At 62.3% G+C, this 21740-nt stretch carries 19 protein-coding genes and 1 pseudogene; 15 read left to right on the top strand and 5 right to left on the bottom strand.

The features are described from left to right. Positions 1–518 precede the first annotated feature (518 nt). Together BX592_RS11205 and BX592_RS11200 are read left to right on the top strand one after the other, a co-directional pair. Complete coding sequence (locus tag BX592_RS11205; RefSeq protein WP_134191844.1) at positions 519–1595, top strand: winged helix-turn-helix domain-containing protein; 1077 nt, start codon at positions 519–521, stop codon at positions 1593–1595. 158 nt (positions 1596–1753) lie between these two features. Then, a complete protein-coding gene (locus tag BX592_RS11200) occupies positions 1754–2371 on the top strand; it encodes a TetR/AcrR family transcriptional regulator (protein ID WP_134191843.1) in 618 nt (205 codons plus the stop codon). A gap of 169 nt (positions 2372–2540) precedes the next feature. Here BX592_RS11200 and BX592_RS11195 read toward each other — a convergent pair whose 3' ends face one another. After that, positions 2541–2891, bottom strand: coding sequence for a hypothetical protein (locus BX592_RS11195; protein WP_134191842.1), 351 nt, complete (start codon positions 2889–2891; stop codon positions 2541–2543). A 340-nt stretch (positions 2892–3231) separates the two neighbouring features. Between BX592_RS11195 and BX592_RS11190 the strand changes: the two are divergent. From BX592_RS11190 to BX592_RS11175, 4 genes and pseudogenes are all read left to right on the top strand, one after another. Further along, positions 3232–3951 (top strand): annotated as a pseudogene (locus BX592_RS11190) (dihydroxyacetone kinase subunit DhaK); the annotation flags it as partial. A 285-nt stretch (positions 3952–4236) separates the two neighbouring features. Next, positions 4237–4794, top strand: a complete 558-nt coding sequence (locus tag BX592_RS11185; protein WP_134191840.1) for a YMGG-like glycine zipper-containing protein — start codon at positions 4237–4239, stop codon at positions 4792–4794. Between the two features lie 199 nt (positions 4795–4993). Further along, on the top strand, positions 4994–5254 hold the full coding sequence (locus BX592_RS11180) for a hypothetical protein (protein WP_134191839.1): 261 nt from the start codon (positions 4994–4996) through the stop codon (positions 5252–5254). 96 nt (positions 5255–5350) lie between these two features. Beyond that, on the top strand, positions 5351–5863 hold the full coding sequence (locus BX592_RS11175; protein WP_134191838.1) for an RNA polymerase sigma factor: 513 nt from the start codon (positions 5351–5353) through the stop codon (positions 5861–5863). Between the two features lie 73 nt (positions 5864–5936). Here the strand turns inward: BX592_RS11175 and BX592_RS34840 are convergent, their stop codons facing one another. Beyond that, on the bottom strand, positions 5937–6026 hold the full coding sequence (locus BX592_RS34840) for a sugar-binding domain-containing protein (protein ID WP_279589182.1): 90 nt from the start codon (positions 6024–6026) through the stop codon (positions 5937–5939). 368 nt (positions 6027–6394) lie between these two features. After that, entirely contained in the window at positions 6395–7408 is a 1014-nt protein-coding gene (locus tag BX592_RS11170) for an alpha/beta fold hydrolase (protein WP_134191837.1), read from the bottom strand. Positions 7409–7725: 317 nt separating this feature from the next. Here BX592_RS11170 and BX592_RS11165 point away from each other — a divergent pair, with 317 nt between their 5' ends. After that, a complete protein-coding gene (locus BX592_RS11165; protein WP_134191836.1) occupies positions 7726–9207 on the top strand; it encodes an amidase in 1482 nt (493 codons plus the stop codon). 27 nt (positions 9208–9234) lie between these two features. Here BX592_RS11165 and BX592_RS11160 read toward each other — a convergent pair whose 3' ends face one another. Continuing rightward, the gene (locus tag BX592_RS11160; protein WP_134191835.1) at positions 9235–11175 is read right to left on the bottom strand and encodes a PAS domain-containing sensor histidine kinase; all 1941 of its coding nucleotides are present in this window, start codon (positions 11173–11175) and stop codon (positions 9235–9237) included. 279 nt (positions 11176–11454) lie between these two features. Between BX592_RS11160 and BX592_RS11155 the strand changes: the two genes are divergently transcribed. Both BX592_RS11155 and BX592_RS11150 read left to right on the top strand, forming a co-directional pair. Next, on the top strand, positions 11455–12627 hold the full coding sequence (locus tag BX592_RS11155; protein WP_134191834.1) for an NADH:flavin oxidoreductase/NADH oxidase: 1173 nt from the start codon (positions 11455–11457) through the stop codon (positions 12625–12627). A 186-nt stretch (positions 12628–12813) separates the two neighbouring features. Further along, positions 12814–13038 (top strand): hypothetical protein, encoded by a 225-nt coding sequence (locus tag BX592_RS11150; protein WP_134191833.1) that lies wholly within the window; start codon positions 12814–12816, stop codon positions 13036–13038. 94 nt (positions 13039–13132) lie between these two features. Here the strand turns inward: BX592_RS11150 and BX592_RS11145 are convergent, their stop codons facing one another. Beyond that, the gene (locus BX592_RS11145; protein ID WP_134191832.1) at positions 13133–14260 is read right to left on the bottom strand and encodes a helix-turn-helix transcriptional regulator; all 1128 of its coding nucleotides are present in this window, start codon (positions 14258–14260) and stop codon (positions 13133–13135) included. 281 nt (positions 14261–14541) lie between these two features. Between BX592_RS11145 and BX592_RS11140 the strand changes: the two genes are divergently transcribed. The 6 genes from BX592_RS11140 (at position 14542) to BX592_RS11115 (ending at position 21572) form a co-directional block, all read left to right on the top strand. Next, entirely contained in the window at positions 14542–14928 is a 387-nt protein-coding gene (locus BX592_RS11140; protein ID WP_134191831.1) for a LysR substrate-binding domain-containing protein, read from the top strand. 117 nt (positions 14929–15045) lie between these two features. Continuing rightward, entirely contained in the window at positions 15046–15726 is a 681-nt protein-coding gene (locus tag BX592_RS11135) for a type 1 glutamine amidotransferase domain-containing protein (RefSeq protein WP_134191830.1), read from the top strand. A 349-nt stretch (positions 15727–16075) separates the two neighbouring features. Then, positions 16076–17728: an acetolactate synthase large subunit gene (locus BX592_RS11130; RefSeq protein ID WP_134191829.1), complete on the top strand. Its 1653-nt coding sequence runs from the start codon at positions 16076–16078 to the stop codon at positions 17726–17728. Between the two features lie 96 nt (positions 17729–17824). Further along, positions 17825–19270 carry an aldehyde dehydrogenase family protein gene (locus tag BX592_RS11125; RefSeq protein ID WP_134191828.1) on the top strand — a complete coding sequence of 482 codons (1446 nt, stop codon included), beginning with the start codon at positions 17825–17827 and terminating at the stop codon, positions 19268–19270. A 92-nt stretch (positions 19271–19362) separates the two neighbouring features. Beyond that, positions 19363–20364, top strand: a complete 1002-nt coding sequence (locus BX592_RS11120; RefSeq protein WP_134191827.1) for a ProQ/FinO family protein — start codon at positions 19363–19365, stop codon at positions 20362–20364. Between the two features lie 575 nt (positions 20365–20939). After that, the gene (locus BX592_RS11115) at positions 20940–21572 is read left to right on the top strand and encodes an MlaC/ttg2D family ABC transporter substrate-binding protein (protein ID WP_134191826.1); all 633 of its coding nucleotides are present in this window, start codon (positions 20940–20942) and stop codon (positions 21570–21572) included. The last annotated feature ends 168 nt before the right edge of the window (positions 21573–21740 follow it).

The raw sequence follows: 21740 nt of genomic DNA, 5'->3' as shown, positions 1-21740 counted from the left end.
CGCGTTTGCACCACTGCGGCTTCCTTGACCTCCGAACAGCAGGGTCCGGCGCGATTTCACACATAAGCGATAACAGGACAGACACTCCACGATCCGTGGAATATACCTGCTGCATAGAATGTTATGGAAATGACGACTCCTTTTTTTCCGCCGGCACATTTGCACGGAAAAGGGGCGAGCCGGTGCAGTGGGTCGTTTCCGAGCGCGACCGACGAGCTTGAAGAAATGGTGTTTCGGATGTGAAACCGCAGTTCTGGTTTCCGTTTATTTTGGAAGTTTATGTTTCCTTTATGTAGTTGGTGCGACAGTTGCGCGCTCAACCGTCGCGCAGGGTAAGGACAAGAACCGCACTGGTGCCCGGAAATGCACCGTTACGGCGCATTCTGGACGTGCTACGCGATGCCGATTTGCGGCATGCAGTGGACGGCGTCGCGCACATCGGGTAAGTGCACCGAATTATCCGGATGACCGGATGTTTATAGGAACGAGCCCGACGTTTACGATCGGAGGCATGCTGCTTGAGAGGCGCCTTCGACTGGGCCATCGCGCATATGGGAACTATTGCAAAGATATTGATCGTCGAATGGGATACGTCGAGCGCGGAACTTCTGTGGAACGAGGTTCGGCAGGCGGGGCATGAACCGTTGGCGGCATTTTCGGTCGAGCGCGCGATGACGTTAATCGAACAGCAGCAGCCTCAGGCTGTTCTGTTGCGCTGGAAATTGCCGGACGCGTCCGGCTTGTCGCTGATCAACGATTTGCGCACGCGCGCGGCGACCAGCCGCATGCCGATTATCGTGCTAGGCGAAGAAGGCGCCGACGAGGACGAATGCATCCGTGCACTCGAGTCGGGCGCGGACGATTACGTCCGAAGACCGTTCGGCATGCGCGAGTTGATTGCGCGTATCCAGGTCGTGCTGCGGCCGATTGCCTATCCTGATGTGCGGCATCGCGTATCGGTGGAAACGCTGACGATGGACTTCGATGCGCGTCGCGCGTTCGCGCGGACCGGGCTGGACCAGGACGAACCTGAATCCGAAGTCGAGCTTCAACTTGGGCCGACCTGCTACAGGCTGCTGCGCTTTTTCGTCGAGAACCCGTACCAGGTTCTTTCGCGCAAGGACATTATCAGCAATGTCTGGTTTGGCTCGCCGGTCAAGGAAGGCATTGTCGACGTCTATGTCAAGTCACTGAGGGAAACGCTCGAACCGCTGCAAAACAGCCTCGCGATCGAGACGGTGCGCGGCGTCGGGTTTCGCCTGTCGTCGGTGCTTGACGTGCCGCGCGTGCCGACGGGGGAAGCGGAGCAGCGAGCGCGACCCGCTCCATTGCAACAGCCGGCGCCACCGGCTGCGCCTGCGTCGCGGGCGCGCAAACTTCCGTTGGTCGAAGAACGGCCGCGAGCCGGCGCACTGCGTAACCCGCCGGCGCTCGTGTCCGATCTGAGCGCCGCGGTCGAGAAGATCCAGCATCTGCAATCGCTGCTGCAACGGAAGACCGAGGAAAACCGGCTACTGCGCGATGCGGTCGATGCGGCCAAGCCGATGGCAGCCGGCGGCGCGCGTGCTTCGGCGCAGCGTAAGAACAAGAGGTAATCAACGATCAAGAAAGTCTGACAAACCCTATACAAAGGTTTGACGGCTTATTGAATAGGGGCGGCGTAACAGACACGCATTTGTCATTTGGCTAACAACCGGCTGAATTACAATTAACCGGCTTGATTAAGAATTTAGCCCTTCCCTATAATGCGTGCATGACTGATACGACCGCCGCAGCGCCAGCCAGAGGCCGGGGCCGCCCTCGCGAATTCGATATCGACGCGGCGCTCGACAAAGCCGCGGCGGTGTTCTGCGAGCGCGGCTTCCACGCCACCTCGATCGTCGATCTGACCGATGCGATGGAACTCGCATCCGGCAGTGTCTATAAAGCGTTTAAAGACAAGCAGTCGGTGTTCGTCGCCGCGCTTGAGCGCGCGATGACCACGCGCGACGGATCGCTGCGGCAAGTCATCGCCACGGACGCCCCGGCGCGCGATCTGATTCATCAGGTCCTGACGTTTTATGCGGATGCGTCATCAGGCGTGATGGGCAAGCGGGGCTGCATGCTGGCCGGCAGCGCGATGGTGCTTGGCACGTTCGATGCCGAGGTCGCGCAACGCGTGACCGCCAGCTTCCGCAAGACTGAAACCCTGCTGGCCACGTTGATCCGCTCAGGGCAGAAAGACGGTTCGATTCCAAAGCGCATCGACGGCGAAGCGACCGCGCGCCTGATGCTATGCATGCTGCAAGGGATGCGCGTGATCGGCAAGACCGGCCGGGCGCGCGCACAGATGCGGCAGGCAGCCGATCTCGCGTTGAAACTGCTCGATTGATCGCAGCGCGATCGGCGCACAAGCGGTGCATAAGCGCTGCTGGCGAATCGCGCGCCGGCCCGGGCCGCGTCCAGCGGACTCGTTATTGCGGTTCGCCGCCGTGCGCGCGCCGTTTCCCGCCTCTATTCCTTTCTATCCATGCGAGTCTGAACGGCCGCGCGATGTCGTTTCACTTCAGCCATTTGCGCACGTCCTGTTCCCATTCCGGGTCGCCACAGCCTGACGGGTTCTCCGGTCCGAGCACGGTGATGTAGCCGCGCGTCTTCATGCACGACTCATACGCGCGCACTTGCGTGCAGCGTCCGGCACCCGCGTTGTGCGACACGGTCTTGCATTCGGCGATCGAGTGGTCCATCGGACCGAAGTCGAGATCGTCGGCGCGCGTCAGCGATGGGGCATCGGCGCCCTTTAGCGAAAATTCGACAGGCGTGCTGCTCGAGCAGCCGGCGAGCGATAAAGCTGCCGCGATGGCAGCGGTCAGCGCGCTTCGTACAAAAAACGGACTGTGTGATCGGATCATTATGTGCGTTCTCCCGATGCTGGTGGGTGAGGATGTTGCGGCGAACACGGATGCTGGTCAGGGCGGCGCCGTGCACCGACGCGCCACTGTACCAGCAGTCGGGCGCGCGCCTTATGTGTGGCAATGTGGGCCGCGCCGGCTGGTGTTCATAGGCGCATGCGGCCGCCGCCGTGATCCGGCAACTGTCGTCCGCTAAACGCCTGTATTCACGCGACGAAAGCGCTACGTTCTGTGCGGATACCGCCCGCTGGCCACACGGCACGGGCGGTTGGGCGCAAGATCGATATACGCAACCGTGACGAAACAGCACAGGAGGGGACGCTATGAATGGCAAGACGGTCGCGGCATGCATACCGGCGCAGGCGTGCTTTTTATCGTGAAGAATTATTCCGGCGACCTGATGAACTTCGAAATGGCTGCCGAGATGTGTGAAGTGCCGAATGCAACGGTGCGGGTCAATGACGACGTCGCCGTCGAAAACTCCAGCTATACGACCGGGCGAAGGGGTGTCGCGGGCACGGTGATCGTCGAGAAACTGGTGGGCAGCCTCGCCGAAAGCAGCGCGGACCTCGAGCGATGCAGGGCATTCGGCGAGCGGGTGGTGACGAACATCGCGTCGATGGGCGTCGCGTTCTCGAGTTGCACGGTGCCGGCCGCCGGCAAGCCGACCTTTGCGATTGGCGATGACGAGATCGAGATCGGCGTCGGCATTCACGGCGAGCCCGGACGCCGTCGGGCGCGCATCGAGCCCGCGGATGCGATCGTCGACGAACTGCTGACGGCCATCGTCGGTGAGCTGGAGCCGGCGGCCGACGCGCAACTGCTCGTGCTGGTCAACGGACTGGGCGGCACGCCGTTGAGCGAGCTGTATCTGCTATTCAACTCGGCAAGCGCGTGGTTGGCGCAACGTGGTCTGAAGATCGCGCGTGCGCAGGTCGGCTCGCCGACGACGTCGCTCGACATGGCCGGTGCGTCGCTCACGGTGTGCTCATTCGACGCGGAGATGATTCGGCACTGGGACAGTCCGGTGCATACGCCGGCACTGCGTTGGGGCAGATGAAGGGAGGGTTGGGGCGCCGCTGCATAGCGCGAAAAGTAGCAAAAACGTGCCAAAAACGCGGCCAAAGCGCGGCGCCGTCGCAACGGGCGCGTTACATTGGTAAGCATTTCTTACCGGCATCCGCGATATAGCGTACGACGCCGATGGCGCACAGCTTTTGCACGGTACTCGCTGCGTCGACGCCCCACATCGGCGAAAATATCCAGTAACGATCCGGTAACTCATGCCGGGTCGGATTTCGTCTAACGTTCCACTATCGAAACTCTCATTGAAGACCGAACCGGTATGAGTACCAGAACCCGAACTATCCTCGTCGTGCTGCCGGTTGCCGCGATCGCGCTCGCGCTGGGCGGCTGTGCAGTCGCACCGCCGACGGGCCCGAGCATCGTCGCGCTGCCGCGCCAGGGCGAACCGCTCAACCAGTTCCAGCAGGACGATTACGCGTGTCGCGACTACGCGTACCGTTCAAGCAACGCGCAGGGCGCGGCACAAGGCGCAACGCAGAACAGCGTAAACAGCACCGCGCTCGGCACGCTCGGCGGCGCGGCGGCCGGCGCGCTGCTCGGTGCGGCAGCGGGTAATGCCGGCGTCGGCGCGGCAATCGGTGCGGGCAGCGGGCTGCTGCTGGGCAGCGCGGTCGGCGCGAACGGCGCGACGTACGCGGCTGGCGGACTGCAGGCGCAGTATGACGCGGCATACGCGCAATGTATGACGTCCAAGGGCAATTCAATCGCGCAACCGCAGGCGCCGGTCTATGCGCCGCAACCGTACTACTACCAGCCGGCGCCCCGCGGGTACTACGCACCTGCGCCGCCGATGTACGCGCCTTATCCGTACTATTGATTGCCTGAAGCCGGCGGCGGTCAAGGCCCCAGGCACCATCAGGCACCGCCGGCTAACAGTAATCGCTCAATAATTCATTGCTGCTCATTGCGTTCGGATTCGCGCAATTGCCAAATCAACCGGCAAAGCCGCCTTGCCTGTTTAACTCAAGTAGTCAAAATTCCGCTCAAAAAAACCATAAGCCGACCGCATGCGCCGCATGAAGAATGTGGAGATGCGACAGCGGGTTTTCGCCTTAAATCGAGCGCCGGCATTCTCCGGCATTCCATCCTGCGCCGCATGCATGGCCGCAATGCCACGCCAGGTCGCGCATTGTCATCGTAAAAATGCTGTAATTATCACTAAACAGAAAAGAAAGATTCTCTTAATGGAAAATTGCAACATTCGCGTTGTATTGTTCCAGATATCTTGCATGATGCTGATGCCAACAGCGAAAGCCCCTAATGAGCAAGAAAATTGACGTAATTGGCATAGCGTGACTGTCGCCGTCTGTGTAAGCTCTTGCTGCGTCGTTCGATTAAACAATCACGGCGTTTGTCCAAGCGGAGCACTACGCATGAATGCAGTCTCGAATCCAGCAGTTTTACGCGCGCTCGTTTCGCGGGTATGGTCGTTTGCCTATCGGGTCACCGAGGACGTGCCGCTTGCTGAGGCGATGGTCGCCAATGCGTGCAATGCGAGTGCCGACGCGGGACACCCGGTGAGCGAACGCGAGACGTTGGTGCGCATGCTGGCTGCCGCGCATAGCGTGCTGAGAAGCGGCTCCGCGTACGAGCGATATGAGCGTTCGCGCCGCGCCGGGCGTGACACGTCCGGTGGCGCGGCGCGCCGGCGTGCGCGAAATGCGGACGTTCATTCCCGAATTCTGTCCGAGTTCCGTTCGCTCGCGCCGCCCGAGCGTGCCGCGTTGCTGCTTGCCGAGGTCGAAGGCTTGACCTACGAGGAAACCGCGGAAGTGCTCGGTGTGTCGGTCGATCGCGCAAGGCTCGCGCATGTCGCGGTGCGTCTGAAACTTGGGCGTGCGTTCAATGATCACGGCTCGAAGCCGCCGATGTCCGCGTCGCGCTAACGTTTGCGTCTGTCATTGTTCGGCCGATGATGCGGTTCACAAAATGTCATTCCGCGCCGAACATCCGTGTCCGCTAACCCTGCAGCAACGCCGACGCCGTTGCTTCGTCGGTGATCAGCCCATGCGCGAGACCCGTGCGGATCGCGCCCCGGATGATGCCCAACCTTTCTGCGGCCCGCCCGCATGCGGATCGCTGCGTGGCTGAAGTGTGGCGCACGGTGCGGCAGCTGCGGATGCAAGGAGACGACATCCTGTTGCTGGCCGGTTCGGCTCACGGATAGGTGACGATCGCGGATAGCGTCGATATCGACGCGTGGTCGTGTGCGATGCTCGATTTTCTCGGCTTGCCGCGCGGCGGGACGGACGGTCGCTCGCTGTTCATGGGGGACGGCGTGTAATCCAACCGACCGCGCGAACCGACCGCGCGAACCGACCGCGCGAACCGACCGCGCGAACCGGTCGCACAGCCCAGCTACGCGGATGAACCGGCCACATGCCCCCGCACCGATTCAAGCGCCCGGCGAGCCCCGCTCACTCCGCAAGCAGCCGTCCAATTGCATCGCTGATAAATGCCGCGTCTTCGACATTCGCGGTCGGCAGCCCGGCGCGATGTCCCCACACCGACGGAATCGGCAGCAGCTTCGCGCGTCGCATCTGTTCGACTTCGAGCCGGTTGTCCTCGACCTGAAAATACAGGTCGGTCTCGCTCGGCATGATCAGCGCATTCGCGGTGATCGCTTGCAGCGCCGCGCGAAAATCGCCGTGATAGATCGGATTCGCGGAGATGTCCGCGTGTTCCCACGTCCACAAATGCGCGAGCAGATTATTCGCGTCGCGCCGCAGGAAGTTCATTTCCCAGCCCATCACCAGATAATCTTCGAGCGAAGAAAAGCCCGCGTGGCGCCAGAGTTCGTCGCGATAGAAAGTCTGCGACATCGCCATTGCCGCGTAACTGCGGCCCATCGCCCGCAATCCGCGTTCGGGGCGCGAGACAAACGTGCCATTCTGAAACGCGGGGTCGGTCGTCAACGTCGCGCGAATGCCTTCGAGAAACACCTTGTTGTGCGCGGACGTCTTCGCGGCGCCGCAAATCACCGCGAGACGCTTGACCATTTGCGGGTACAGCGCGGCCCAATGGTAGGCCTGAATGCCGCCCATCGACCAGCCGCAGGCGAGCTGCAATTCGTCGATGCCCAGATGCTGCGTGATCAGACGATGCTGGATCGCGACGTTATCGGCGATCGTGAAGTTCGGCCAGCGCACGCCGTTAAACGGCTCGACCGCATTGCTCGGCGACGACGACAGGCCGTTGCCGAACAGATTGGTCGCCACGACGAAGTAACGGTCGGTATCGAGTGCCTTGCCGGGACCGATGATCCAGTCGACGTCGTAGTGATGCGCCGAAAACGACGTCATATAAAGAATCACGTTGGACTTGTCGGCGGCGAGCTGGCCATGCGTTTTGTAAGCGAGCTTCGCGTCCCGAAAGGTGATGCCGGATTGCAGGACCACGTTGCCGGCGTGGAATATCGAATAGTCTTCCATGTGCATTCTGGGTGAAGGGTGAACGAAACGAGTAAGCGAAACGAAGGTAAGTCGAAGGCGAGTGTGGCGCGTCGTGAGCGACATCATGGCATAGACATAATGCACGAGTGGGCCGTTCAGTCATAAGCGGTTTGCGGGGCGCGTTGCATTTTCCTTTCACGTTGGGGCGTCATGTCGTTCTAGCAGGCGACGGCAGGTTATTACACGCAGCATCGAATCATTTGACGTGGCAAACTAATGGGATCGCGTCACGCGCAACGGCAGACACAGCGGCGTGCGCATCGCCCAGTTATCGAATCATAAGGATTGCCTCGGAAATGGATGAATCAGTTGTTGCTCTCTCGGCAGTCGACGCACGGCGGATGATCGGCAGCCGCGAACTGTCACCGGTCGAACTGCTGGACGCGTGCATCGCGCGCATCGAAGCGCTGAACCCGGCGGTCAACGCGATTGCGGCGACCGACTTCGAGCGCGCGCGCGACGCCGCGCGCCGTGCCGAGCAGGCGGTGCTGCGCGGCGAGCCGCTGGGTCCGCTGCACGGCTTGCCGGTCGGCATCAAGGACCTCGAGGAAACCGCGGGCCTGTTGACCACCTACGGCTCGCCGATCTACCGCGCGCATGTGCCGCAGCACGATCATGTGCTAGTTGCGCGTTTGCGGGCGGCCGGCGCGATCGTCGCGGCAAAGACCAACGTGCCCGAGTTCGGCGCGGGCGCGAACACGCGCAATGCAGTGTGGGGCGCAACCGGGAATCCGTTTAACCCGCTGCTGAATGCGGGCGGTTCGTCCGGCGGTTCGGCCACGGCGCTGGCCACCGACATGCTGCCGATATGCACCGGCTCCGATACCGGCGGTTCCCTGCGCATTCCGGCTGCGCTATGCGGTGTGGTCGGCTTGCGTCCGTCGCCGGGGCTCGTGCCGAACGATCAACGCACGCTCGGCTGGACGCCGATTAGCGTGGTCGGTCCAATGGGCCGCGACGTCGCGGACACGCGGCTGCAACTGGCGGCCACCGTCGGCCTCGAAGCGAGCGACCCGATCAGCATCGCAGGCGACGCCGCCGCATTCGCGCATTTCAAACCGGTCGATCTCGCCACGCTGCGCGTCGCGTATACGGAAGACTTCGGCGTGAGCGCCGTGGACGACAACCTGCGCAAAACGTTCCGCGCGAAGATCGACGCGCTCGCGCGCGATGTGAAAGTGTGCGAGCCGCTCGATCTCGACATGGGTGAAGCAGACCGTTGCTTCGATATCATCCGTGCGCAGAACTTCGTCGCGAGTTTCAAGGAGATCTACGAACGCGACCCGGCGTTGCTCGGCGCGAATACGCGAACCAACTACGAAATGGGCAGTGCGATGTCGCTCGCCGATGTCGTATGGGCGCATACCGAGCAAACGAATCTGTTCCGGCGTTTCCAGAAGGTATTCGAGCGTTACGACGTGATCGTGTCGCCGACCACGCCGATCACGCCATTTCCATGGTCGCAACCGTATCTCGCCGAGATCAACGGGAAGCCGCTGGCGAACTACTACCGCTGGCTCGCGCTGACTTACCTGGTGACGCTTGCGACCAACCCGGCGATTTCGCTGCCATGCGGCGTCGATCATGCGGGCATGCCGTTCGGCATGCAGGTGGTCGGCGCGCACCGCGCGGACGCGCGGCTGCTCGATATCTCGCAGTCGCTCGAGGCACACTGGCAGCGCGACGCGGCGCTGCGGCGTCCGCGTCCCGATCTTGCGAAGCTCGCGCATCCGGTGCCGGAATTGAAGTCGATCGTCACCGCGCCCGCGGTTATTTGAGGCCTCGGTTTCTGCAGGCATGCAATGTCAAGCCGGCGAGCCTGCGCGTGAGAACTCGTCGACGCTGTCCGCGGAAGCCCGCGGCAGCGCGCATTCGAAGGTCGCACCGTAACCATCGTTGTTCGATGCGCGGATCGTCCCGTGATGCGCTTCGATGATCGAGCGGCAGATCGATAGCCCGATTCCGGTGCCTTGCGGCTTTGTCGTAAAGAATGCTTCGAATAGCCGTGCTTCATTCTCGCGCGAAATGCCGGCGCCGTTATCCTTCACGGCGATCACGACTGGATCGTCGCGCGCAGGCCCAGTGCGCGTTTCGATCGACAGTTCGCGAGGCCGGTCGATCATGCCGTCGAGCGCCTGAATACCGTTCATCGCGAGGTTGATCACGACCTGCTGCAACTGTATCCGGTCTGCGAACACGAGCGGCAAGTCGTGCGCGAGCTTCAATTGCAGCGGCACGCGGTGACGAAAAATTTCACGCTGAATCAGCGCGACCGATTCGTTGACGATCTCGTTGACGTCGATCGCGGCCTTCTGCACCGGGTTTTTCTGTGCGAGCGTGCGTACACGGCGGACAATCTGGAACGAGCGTTGTGCTTCGCTGATGATGCGTGTGAGGCCGCTCTTTACTTCATCGAGGCGCGGCGGATCGCGGTCGAGCCAGCGCAGTGACGCTTCCGCGCTGGTTACCGTGGCTGAGAGCGGCTGTCCCACTTCATGCGCGATCGATGCGCTCAGTTCGCCGAGCATCGTCAGACGCGTGATCCGTGCGAGTTCGGCCTGCGCATCCTGCAAGCGCAACTCGGTTTGCCGTGCGGCGGTAATGTCCATGATCGCGCCCGCGTACCGCAGCCGATCGGCCTCGATCGCATGCGCGACAACGTGCAGATATTTCGTCGTGCCATCCGGCATCAATAGACGGTGCTCGAAATCGAGCGAATGCCGACCCGACGATGCGTGCTCGACCAGGTCATGCACGAAGTTGATATCGTCAGGGTGAATACGCTGGATGACCCGGTCGAGCGTCGGCTCGATATCGGTCTCGTAGCCGAAAATGCGAAAGCTCTGCTCGGACCAGAACACACGGCCGCTTTCGATGTCCCAGCCGAAGCTTCCTGTCGCGCTGAGCTTCTGCGCTTCGGCAAGATAAGTCGCTTCGCTCCGCCGCAACGCGTCTTCCGCGCGTTTGCGGTCGGTGATGTCGGTGCCGCTTTCGAGTGTCGCGACCGGCTCGCCGTCAGCGCCGCGTTGCAGCGACCAGCGGCTCGCAATAACCCGCTCCGCGCCGTCCCGTGTGGTGCAGACCAGTTCGCCTTCCCAGTGGCCGGTCGCGCCTAACGTGTCGACAATCTGCTGCAGCTGGACCGGAAAGTGCGTCTTCAGCAATTCGTGCAGCGGCTTGCCGAGCACTTCGTCTTTCTCCCAACCATACAGCCGCTGCGCGCCGCGATTCCAATAAGTAATCGCGCCGCCGGTGTCGCGCACGACGATTGTGTCGTGCGTGAGATCCAGCAGGCTCGCCTGCTCGCGTTGCGCGCGTCCGAGCTTGTGCGTGTGCCGCACGAGCGCGGTAATCACGAGCGATGCGGCGAGGAAGGTGAGCAGATCGGGCAGATGTCCCGCGGATGGAACGCGCAACGTGAACGGCGGTTGTCCGAAAAAGTAGTCGAGACAAAAAACCGCGATTACACAGAAGACGACCGACGATACGAAGCTATCGATCAGCGACAGAAACACAATCGCCGTCAGATAAATGCATTTTGCGGCGGATTCGTCGATCCCCAGCGCGATGCATGCCCATGTAATTAGCGCGAACGCGACGATGCCGGCTGACCAGACGAACCCGAAATGGCGCAGTTGCGCGTAATGGTTGGCCTCTTCAGGCAGCGCACCGAACGCGGCAGACTGTGCATCTTTCCGTCGGCGGCTATCCGGCGAAGGCGAAGGCGAAGGAGAAGGAGAGGCCATGACAAGGCGGGCAGTCGGACCGGGGTACCGCGAGCGTCAAATGGCGTTAATCCGCCGATGAATTCCGTTGCGCCGCATCACGACTGGAACGGCGCCAGCACCGATTATTGCAGCGTATCGCGCTACCGGACAACTATCGCGCACGCACTCCTGCAGCCGCACGCTATGCAAACCAGGTCGCCGCATACGCATGACGATCACCTACACTCGATGACGAGCGATATCGCGTTCAAACGCGCGTGTTCCAACGGAAGCGGTAATCTGATCGAGGAGACCATCTTGGCTCAATCCGCCCTTTTCAGACCGATACAGGTTCGCGGCCTGAACCTGCCGAACCGGATCGTGGTTGCGCCGATGTGCCAATACTCGGCGAAACACGGCTGCATGAACGACTGGCATCTGATTCACCTCGGTCAGCTGTCGCTATCGGGCGCCGCGCTGCTGACCATCGAAGCGACCGCGGTCGTGCCGGAGGGCCGCATCACATACGGCGATGTCGGGCTTTACGACGACGCGACCGAGGCCGCGATGCGCAACATCCTGGAAAGCGTGCGGCGCTGGTCGACCATCCCGATCGGATTGCAACTGGACCATGCGGGCCGCAAGGCGTCGACCGAAGTGCCATGGGCGGGCAGGATGCAGTTTGCGCCGGGCCACCCGAACGGCTGGCAGACAGAAGCGCCGTCCGCGATTGGCTTCGATCCGCATGATCACCCGCCGGCCGCGCTCGACCGGGACGGACTCAGACGCGTGCGCGAAGCGTTCGCTGCTTCCGCGCGGCGTGCTGCCGCGCTCGATATCGATCTGATTCAGCTGCATTGCGCGCACGGCTATCTGTTGCATCAATTCCTGTCGCCGCTGTCGAATCAGCGCAGCGACGAATATGGCGGCTCGCTCGAGAACCGTATGCGTTTTCCACTCGAAGTGTTCGACGCGGTGCGCGCGGCATTCCCGGATGATCGGCCAGTCAGCGTGCGGGTGTCCGGCACCGACTGGGTCGATGGCGGCTGGGACATCGAGCAGACCGTTGCATTCGCACAGGCGCTCGAAGCGCGCGGCTGCGACGCGATCCACGTGTCGAGCGGCGGCTTGCATCCCGCGCAGGAGATACCGGTGGGTCCCGGTTATCAGGTGCCGCTTGCGCGCGTGGTGAAAGCGGCGGTGCGTATGCCGGTGATCGCGGTCGGGATGATCAGCAGCTTCGAGCATGCGGAAAGCATCATTGCGACCGGCGATGCGGACTTTATCGCGCTCGCGCGTACGGTGCTTTACGATCCGCGCTGGCCGTGGCACGCGGCCGCGGAACTGGGGGCGCGGGTGCGTGCGCCGAAGCAGTATCTGCGTGCGCAGCCGAATCGCTACAAGTCGCTATTCGGCGATGCGCGCTTTGTCAGCCCGGAACCGAGATGGACCGATGGCGACGATAACCTGCTGAGTATCGAAGAGGAATAGTCGGAAGAGGGAATACGCCGAAGAGGAATAAGCGCCGGAATCGACGTTTCGCGAACGCTGCAGGCGCGCCGATGTTCGGTCGAAGTTTTTTCCGCACACGAAGGAATCATGCGCGCGGTAAGCAGTCGAATCGACGGCATGCGGCCGGGCCTGCCTGCCGCATGCACGACGATTTGACGAAGAAATATGGAACGCCTGTTTTTGACGCGCTCGCGCGCGATAGAAAAAATCATGGTGCGGCGGCGCGTCGTTAGCGATGCGCTGGACGACCGTCATGCCACTGACACCGACGCGCTACGCGCCGAGTTGGCCGAACTCGAACGCATGCTGCTCGACGTGCGCGCAGGACGCGCGAACGAGTTTGTGATTCACGAGAGCGTCGCGCAGCATTGCTTCGTGATGCCGGACTGAACGCTCGACGCACACGCATGCGAACCTGCAAGCGTGCAAACCGCCCGGCATGCGCACCCAGCCGTTAGCTGTGCGCGCAACGATCGGTCGCAAGTCAGCTTCCAGCCGCGGCGCTTTGCAACTGGGCCGCTGCCCCCGTATCGTGGACCCGCTCGTGGACCCGCATGTCCGCATGGTCCGGCAACGTGTCGCCCGCTGGATGAAGCGGATCGTCAGGCGCGGCGGTGTCTTCGGCGCTCGCGCAGCGCATCCGCCATTGGTATGGCGTTGCGCCTTCCTGGCGGCCGAATACCGTCGTGAAGTGGGACTGTGTCCTGAACCCGACATTCAGAGCGACGTCGATCATGCTCATCCGCGTCGACGCGAGCAGCACCTTCGCGCGCTCGATACGCCGCCGCATCACGAACAGGCGCGGCGATGCACCGACCGCCGCGCGAAAGCGCGCCGCGAAATAGGTGGGCGACAGGCCCACCGCATGGGCGAGCTGCTGCAGCGAGATCGGCTGATCGAGATGGTCGTCGATAAAGGCGATGGTCCGTTGCAGGCGCCAGTTTTCGAGCGCTGGCGTCTTGCCGGCATCGGCGTGAGCGGCGGCCGGCGGTTGCAGCGCGATGCCGAGCGCGCGCGCCGCGATCGCGCGCGCCACCGCGTCCACACAGGAGCGGCTCGCCGGGTCGGGACTCTCGAGCGCTTCGACCAGTACGTGCATCAGCTGGCGGATCACGCTGTCGCGCATGAACGGATAACACGCATCGTGCGCTTCCTGCATGCGCTTCGCGAGCGCCGTATCCGGACATTGCGCGACATAGTCGGCGGACAGGTAGATATGCAGGAAATCCGCCGGCGCATGCGCACGGAACTCGGTCGGCGTCGCCGGCGCGGTCACCTGCACCATGCCGCGATCGATCGGGCCGTCGTGCAACACGCTGCCGTTCGTGGACAGACGCAGTAAGGTCGGCCGTAACGCGAGCGCGACCACGTAGTAGCCTTGTGGGCCCACGGCGGTGCCTTCCCCCTCGCAGTCGATTGCCCAGCGTGCGAGCACTACCGGGCCTTCGCTGGGCGGCGTGCCGCCGTCGGCGTGCTCGAGCGGCATGCGACGCCAGCAGGTCTCTTGACGCAGCAGCGCACGCGGCTGCGCCGGCGGCAGCGGCGTGCCCACGCTGCGGCCGGTTGCGGCCAGCATCGATGGCTGGCCGGAAAGACTGATAAACGACGACATCGCGAATCACCTCGTCAGTGAGGACGGAACATCGACCATGTCGTGTCTGCGGCGGCCGGAGAGCGGAACCGGCCTCGCCGCCGATATCGACGGGACACGCGTACAGCCTTTAAAGCTCGACCATATCGTTGCTTGAGCCCCGTGAAAATCCTACGGTGGTGTTCGATCTGCAAATGACAGTCTGCGGTACCTATACGAAGGTATGCCCCAGGCGGGCACGAATGTGCGTGCGCGGTCTTTGCTGGACAGCGCGAACCTGCCCGCGGGCGGCGGCGGGCGCAATGGCGCCAACCATCAATCAACAGATCAATTGGAAGGATCGCGCTAGCACAGCCTCGACAATCGCACTGGTGCGCGATCCGCCGCACGAAGACGCCGACCTCGAGGCCGCGCCCGTACTCGAAGGTCCGATGCTGCTCGCGATACCTGAAGACCATCCGTTAGCGCGCAACGCATCGCCACTCGCGATGACCTCGCTGCACAAAGATGGATCGGTGTGCTGCAGAAAGAAGATGCGTCGCGTCAGCCGGCCCGCTTCGTGCTGCGCGAGCTTCGATGGTTCACCTATCGAAGTCCTGTGGGCCGCGTCGCATCGAATCAATCTTCGGACGCGGGTCGAAATTCTTCGCAAGACCTTGCTTGAAGTGAATGCGCTCGAGCAGTTGTAACGCGCCTTGCCTATTTGACAAGATCGTCCAAAGATGACTTGCCGGCGATTCAGCATTCTTGTTGAATCGCGGTGGCGGCAAGCGGGTAAGCGGCAAGCACACTCTGGAGCAATCGATATGAAAATCCTGATTGTTTTGACCTCGCATGACCAACTCGGCAATACCGGCAAAAAAACCGGCTTCTGGCTCGAGGAACTCGCGGCACCCTATTACGTATTCAAGGAAGCAGGCGCGGAACTGACACTTGCATCGGTAAAAGGCGGCCAGCCGCCACTCGATCCGAAGAGCAACGAACCCGAGTTTCAAACGGATCTGACCCGCCGCTTCGAAAAGGACGCGCAAGCGACCTCGGCGCTCGCGTCGACCCATAAGCTGTCGACGATGTCGATGGACGACTTCGACGCCGTGTTCTATCCAGGCGGACATGGCCCGATGTGGGACCTCGCGGAAGACAAGGACTCCGCTGCGCTGATCGAGCGGGCCATCGCGACCGACAAGCCGGTCACCGCGGTCTGTCATGCGCCGTGTGTGTTCCGACACGTCAAAGGGAAGGACGGCCGGCCGTTCGTTGCAGGCCGGCCGGTCACCGGGTTTGCGAATAGCGAAGAAGAACTGGTCCAGTTGACCAAGGTCGTGCCGTTTCTCGTCGAAGACATGTTGAAGGAACAGGGCGGCCACTACTCGAAGGGCGGAGATTTCGAGCCGTATGTGGTGGTCGACGGTCTGTTGACGACCGGGCAGAATCCGGCGTCCTCCGGCCCCGCTGCGAAGGAACTGGTCAAGCAATTGAAGCGTTGACGGCTGTGATGCACTGATCGCGCCCGGCCTGTCCGTCCGGTCGCGGAACAAACCGAAGGCCGCTGCGCGTGCGATCGCGCGCAGCGGTCTTTTCGCTGACCGCGTAGATCGCGCTAGACGCCGCGGCTTATTGCGTGCGCTCAAGCCTTCGAGCCCGCCTTTGCGATTCGTCTAATTCATGCAACGCACGATCGCGCGTGAAAGAGTAAGCTTTCATTCGTGACACCGCGCGGGTACGCCAATGCCAGCGCGCGCGTAATCCACAACGTTCCGCTAGTCAGCCCGGCATTCTGCTTTACATCCCGCGCTTCAATCCCGCGCACTCATTCTGGCTTTACAGAGGCTCCTTATGAAAGCATCGGATCTGTTCGTCAAATCGTTGGAGGCAGAAGGCGTCGAATACGTGTTCGGCATTCCGGGTGAAGAAAATCTGGATCTGCTCGAATCGCTGCGCCGCTCGCGTATCAAGCTGATTCTGACGCGCCACGAACAGGCAGCGGGCTTTATGGCGGCGACCTATGGACGCCTGACTGGCCGCACGGGAGTCTGCATCTCGACGCTCGGGCCCGGCGCGACCAACTTCGTGACCGCTGCCGCGTACGCGCAACTCGGTGGCATGCCGATGCTGATGGTCACCGGCCAGAAACCGATCAAGGCAAGCAAGCAGGGGCACTTCCAGATTGTCGACGTCGTGCGGATGATGGAGCCGCTCACCAAATACACGCGCCAGATCGTATCGATAGGCAACATCCCTGCTTCGGTACGCGAAGCATTCCGGCGCGCCGAGGAAGAGCGGCCCGGCGCGACGCATCTGGAATTGCCGGAGGACGTCGCGCACGAAGAAGGCGACGGCAAGCCGATTCCAAAGAGCTATAGCCGGCGGCCGGTGGTCGAGGAAAAAGCCGTCGCGCGCGCGGTCGAAGCGATTGCCGCGGCGCGCCGCCCGCTGCTGATGATCGGCGCAGGCGGCAACCGCAAAACCACCTGCAATATGTTGCGCGAATTCGTCGATCAGGTTGGTATCCCGTTCTTTACGACACAGATGGGCAAGGGCGTGATCGACGAATCGCATCCGCAGTGGCTCGGCAATGCGACGCTCTCGGACGGCGACTTCGTGCACCGCGCGATCGATCACGCGGACTGCATTATTAACGTCGGCCACGACGTGATCGAGAAACCACCGTTTTTTATGCGCGGCGCCGACAGCGGCGACAAGACGGTGATTCATGTGAATTTTCTCGGCGCCGAAGTGGACGCCGTCTATTTCCCGCAAATCGAGGTGGTCGGCGACATCGCGAATGCGGTGTGGCAACTGAAGGAGGCGCTCAAGGGGCGCGGCGAGCATTGGGACTTCTCGCGCTTCACCGAGATCAAGACGCACTTTGAGGCGCATCTCGCGAAAGGCCAGCACGACGAGCGTTTTCCGATGTACCCGGTGCGCATCGTCAACGACGTGTACGAGACGATGCCCGAGGACGGCATGATCTGCCTCGACAACGGCATGTACAAGATCTGGTTTGCGCGCTACTACCGTGCGCACGAGCCGAATTCGTTGCTGCTCGACAATGCGCTCGCGTCGATGGGCGCGGGGTTGCCGTCGGCGATTGCGACGAAGATCGTGCATCCGGAGCGCAAGGTGATGGCGGTATGCGGCGACGGCGGCTTCATGATGAATTCTCAGGAACTGGAAACAGCGGTGCGGCTGAAGCTCGACCTGGTCGTGCTGATCCTGCGCGACGACGCGTTCGGCATGATCCGCTGGAAGCAGGAAAACATGAATTTCCCGGACTATGGGATGACGCTGTCGAATCCTGACTTTGTCGCGTATGCGCAGAGCTACGGCGCGCATGGACATCGGGTCGCATCGGCGGCCGAATTCGCGCCGCTCGTGCGCGACTGCTTCGCGACGCCGGGTGTGCATGTGATCGACGTGCCGATCGACTATTCCGACAACGAGCGTGTGCTCAATCGCGAAATCAAACGGCTATCGGCGCAGCTTTAACGGGCCAGCCTGCATGCGGCCCACGTGCCGCGCTGCCGGGGCACGCGATTTGCTGAGCCCGATCCGAATCAGGACTGTCTCCAGGGAGAACCTGCGATGTTGAAAGAGACCTACCCGTACTACCTTGCAAACGAACCGGTCGCGGCCAATACCGATCTCGACGTGACCGATAAATTCACCGGCGAGGTCGCGACGCGCGTCGCGCTTGCCGATGCGAAAACCATCGATGCGGCGATCGGCTTCGCGGCCGATGCGATGCCAGCGATGCGCGCGTATCCGCCGTTCAAGCGGCAAGCGGTGCTCGAGCATTGCGTGCAGCGCTTTCGCGAACGCTATGATGAACTCGCGATGGCGCTGTGTATCGAAGCCGGCAAGCCGATCAACGATTCTCGCGGCGAAGTCACGCGGCTGATCGATACGTTCAAGGTCGCGGCGGAAGAATCGGTGCGTATGGATGGCGAAGTGATCAATCTGGAAATCTCGCCGCGTGCACAGGGCTATCACGGCTATGTGAAGCGCGTGCCGATCGGGCCGTGTTCTTTTATCTCGCCATTCAATTTCCCGTTGAATCTGGCGGCGCACAAGGTCGCGCCGGGTCTCGCGGCCGGGGTGCCGTTCGTGCTGAAACCGGCGAGCCGTACGCCGGTCGGCGCGCTGATCATCGGTGAAGTGCTCGCGGAAACCGATTTGCCGAAGGGCGCATTTTCGATCCTGCCCGCGCACCGCGATGGCGCCGATCTGTTTACGACCGACGAACGTTTCAAATTGCTTTCATTCACCGGGTCGCCCGCGGTGGGTTGGGATCTGAAGAAGAAAGCCGGCAAGAAGAAGGTCATTCTTGAACTGGGCGGCAATGCGGCGGCGGTGGTCGATGGCGATCAGCGCGAAAAACTTGATTATGTTGTCGACCGTCTCACGTTTGGCGCGTTTTATCAGTCAGGGCAGAGCTGCATCGGCGTGCAGCGCATTCTCGTGCACGCGAGCGTGTATGACGCGCTGCGCGAAAAGCTGATCGCCAAAACGAAGTCGCTGAAGATGGGAGATCCGAAGGACGAGAAGACCTTCGTCGGTCCGATGATTTCCGAGTCGGAAGCGAAGCGTCTGGCGGGCTGGATGGAAAGCGCGGTCAAAGCGGGTGCAAAGATCGTCGCGGGCGGCCAGGTGGACGGCGCGAAATTCGAGGCAACGCTGCTTGAGAATGTCGGGCGCGACACGGACCTGTATCGCAAGGAGGCGTTCGGGCCGGTCGCGATTCTCGAGCGCTTCGAGCATTTCAGCGATGCGCTCGCGGCGGTCAATGACAGCGACTTCGGTCTGCAGGCCGGAATTTTCACCGACTCGCTCGCGCATGCGCACGAGGCGTGGGACGAGCTGGAAGTGGGCGGTGTGGTGATCAACGACGTGCCGTCGTTCCGGGTCGACAACATGCCGTACGGCGGCGTGAAGGACTCGGGCCTGGGCCGCGAAGGCATCCGCTACGCGATTGAAGACATGACCGAGTTGCGGCTGATGGTCATGCGCGAAACATGGCGCAAGCGGTAAGCGCGACGGCTGGCGGCGCGGTGCTTGGACCCGTGCTGCCGGAGCATCACACAGGACTGGTAGAATCACGCGTCAATTTTGCAGGACACAGCATGGGTTTCGAACAACTGGCGGAGTTGAAGAAGCAACTCCAGCAGCAGGCGCGGCAGGCACGGCAGCAGGAAGCCGCGGAAAAAACGGCGCAAGACTCCGCGCAACCGTCGACGGAACAACGCGCCGGTAAGGACGGCGAGGGCCGCGGCAGGCGTGGCGGCCCGCAGGGCGTGCACGGTGCGCCGAAGCAGGCGAGACCGGGCGAGCGCCCGGGCCGTCCGCACGCGCGCAAGCCGCACGGCGGTGCTCAGGGGCGGCCGGCTGGTTCGGACGCAGCGCAGCCAGCAGGTCAATCAGCCGGTCATCCAACGGGCCAGGAAGGACGTCCGCAGGCGGGGCATCCGCGTCAGGCGGACCCGCGCGGGCGCCAGAAAAACCGGCCGCAGCAGGAGCCGGTCGATCCGGTCGTGCACGCAATTGGCAAGCTGCAAAAGCGGTTCCCCGCCGCCTTTCCGAAGAAGCCCGCGCCGAAGCTGCCGCTCAAGATCGGCATTCTCGAAGATTTGTTGCCGCATGCGCAGGAACTGTCGTTGAGCGAAGCTGAAGTACGCGAAGCGATTGCGACGTGGTGCCGCGGCAGCCGCTACTGGATGTCGCTGACCGAGGGCGCCGCGCGTGTCGATCTGAACGGCGCGCCCGCCGGGCAGGTTAGCGCGCGCGATATGGCCTTCGCGCGCAATTCGCAACGCGGCGGCCCGCGCCGGCCGCGCAACGCAGAGGGTGCGGCGCAGACCGCTGAACAGCAGCCGCGGACGGCTGATCAGGCACAGCCGCACCAGCGGCAATCGCAGGCCGCTGAAGAGGCGCCGGCGTCCGAACTGCAGTCGCAGTCGGCTGAACAGCTGCCGAAGCCCGAGCAGCAAACGGCAACGTCCACCCCCTCGGGCGACGCGCTGCAACCGACGCAACCTGCCCAAGCGGCAGGACTGGCGCAATCGTCACCCGTGGGCCCCGAAAACGCGGCGTCGCCTTCCGCGTCCACTCATGCGGCCACCGAATAGGTGCGCGTTTAAAGACCGAATAAAAGCGTCGCGAGATCTGTAATCGGGAAGAGGGCGTCATCTGGCGTCCTCTGCTTCGATTCGGCAGGCCTCGCCGATGAAGGCCGCTGCATTTCAGTGCCGCGCCTTTTTCAACGATCCCTACCAGTGCTACGAAGCGCTGCGCGAGCAGGGCCGTTGGTCGCGCTGACGCCGGACGGCCTACGCTTTGCCAGCGAGCGCTACGCGGCCGTAACCGCGGTGCTCGATGCCCGGCGCATTGGCCGGCACTACCGGCCGAACGTCGCGTGCCGCTACGGCGATAGGTGGCCGCATAACCGCTGCCGCCGATGCCGCGCGGCGCGACATCCGCGCGTCCCAGGGTTTCGGGTGGTTCCCGTCGCGATTTCCTGCGCAATGCTAACCTACGCGCTGCGCGTCGCACGAGTCGGCGGCGCTGTTGTCGCCGCTGTTGTCCACCGCTGTTGCCACCACTCTTGCCACCGCTTTTTGTCATCGCTTTTGTCACATAAGCGGCCATCGTCGACTGGTTGCGGCGAAGGCCGGAATAATGCATTCGGAGAGGATTTGCGCCCATGAAAAAGCTTTTCCTGATCGCCGCGTTCACCGCGACGTTCATCTGGTCCGGCAGTGCATTTGCGCAGATCGACGACAAATCCGATCCGCAGACGTTGATCAAAACGGTCACGCAGCAGGTGCTCGACGAAGTCCGCGCCCAGGCGATCGATCCGAACGATATCCCCCGCATCATGGACATCGTGAACCGGGACATCCTGCCGTACATCGATTTCCAATACACGACGCAACTCGCGGTAGGCCGTTACTGGCGGACCGCGACGCCCGAGCAGCAGAAAACACTCGTGCATCAGTTCCAGATGCTGCTGATTCACCTGTATGCGGGCGCGCTCGCGCAGTTGCGTCCGGACCAGATGATCTCGTACCCGCCGATGCGGATCGCGCCGAGCGATACCGATACCGTGGTGCGCACGATCGCGCAGACGAATGCGCAACCGGTTGAGATCGACTACCGCTTGCACAAAACGCCGCAGGGCTGGCGCGTGTATGACCTGAACGTGGTCGGCGCGTGGCTCGTGCAGACGTATCGGCAGCAGTTCGGCGAGAAAATCCAGCAAAGCGGGATCGACGGCTTGATCCAGTTTCTGACGGAACGTAATGAGCAATTGGCGTCCGGCAAACCACAACAATGAGGTAAACGCCGGGCTTCAATGCGGGTCGCGAAATGCCGGTTTCAATGCCCGCTTTTGGTGCCAATTCAATCAGGTTTCCGTAAGGTTGTGCGTTCGGCAACGATAGCCGCGCGCCACACGGAATAGAAATGCCGGCTCGAATGTTTCCGGGACAGGCTTTTTTCCGGA

Source organism: Paraburkholderia rhizosphaerae (assembly GCF_004366595.1).
GTDB lineage: Bacteria > Pseudomonadota > Gammaproteobacteria > Burkholderiales > Burkholderiaceae > Paraburkholderia > Paraburkholderia rhizosphaerae.
Note: the sequence above shows the minus strand (reverse complement) of the source record. Positions and strands in the feature narration are given on the sequence as shown.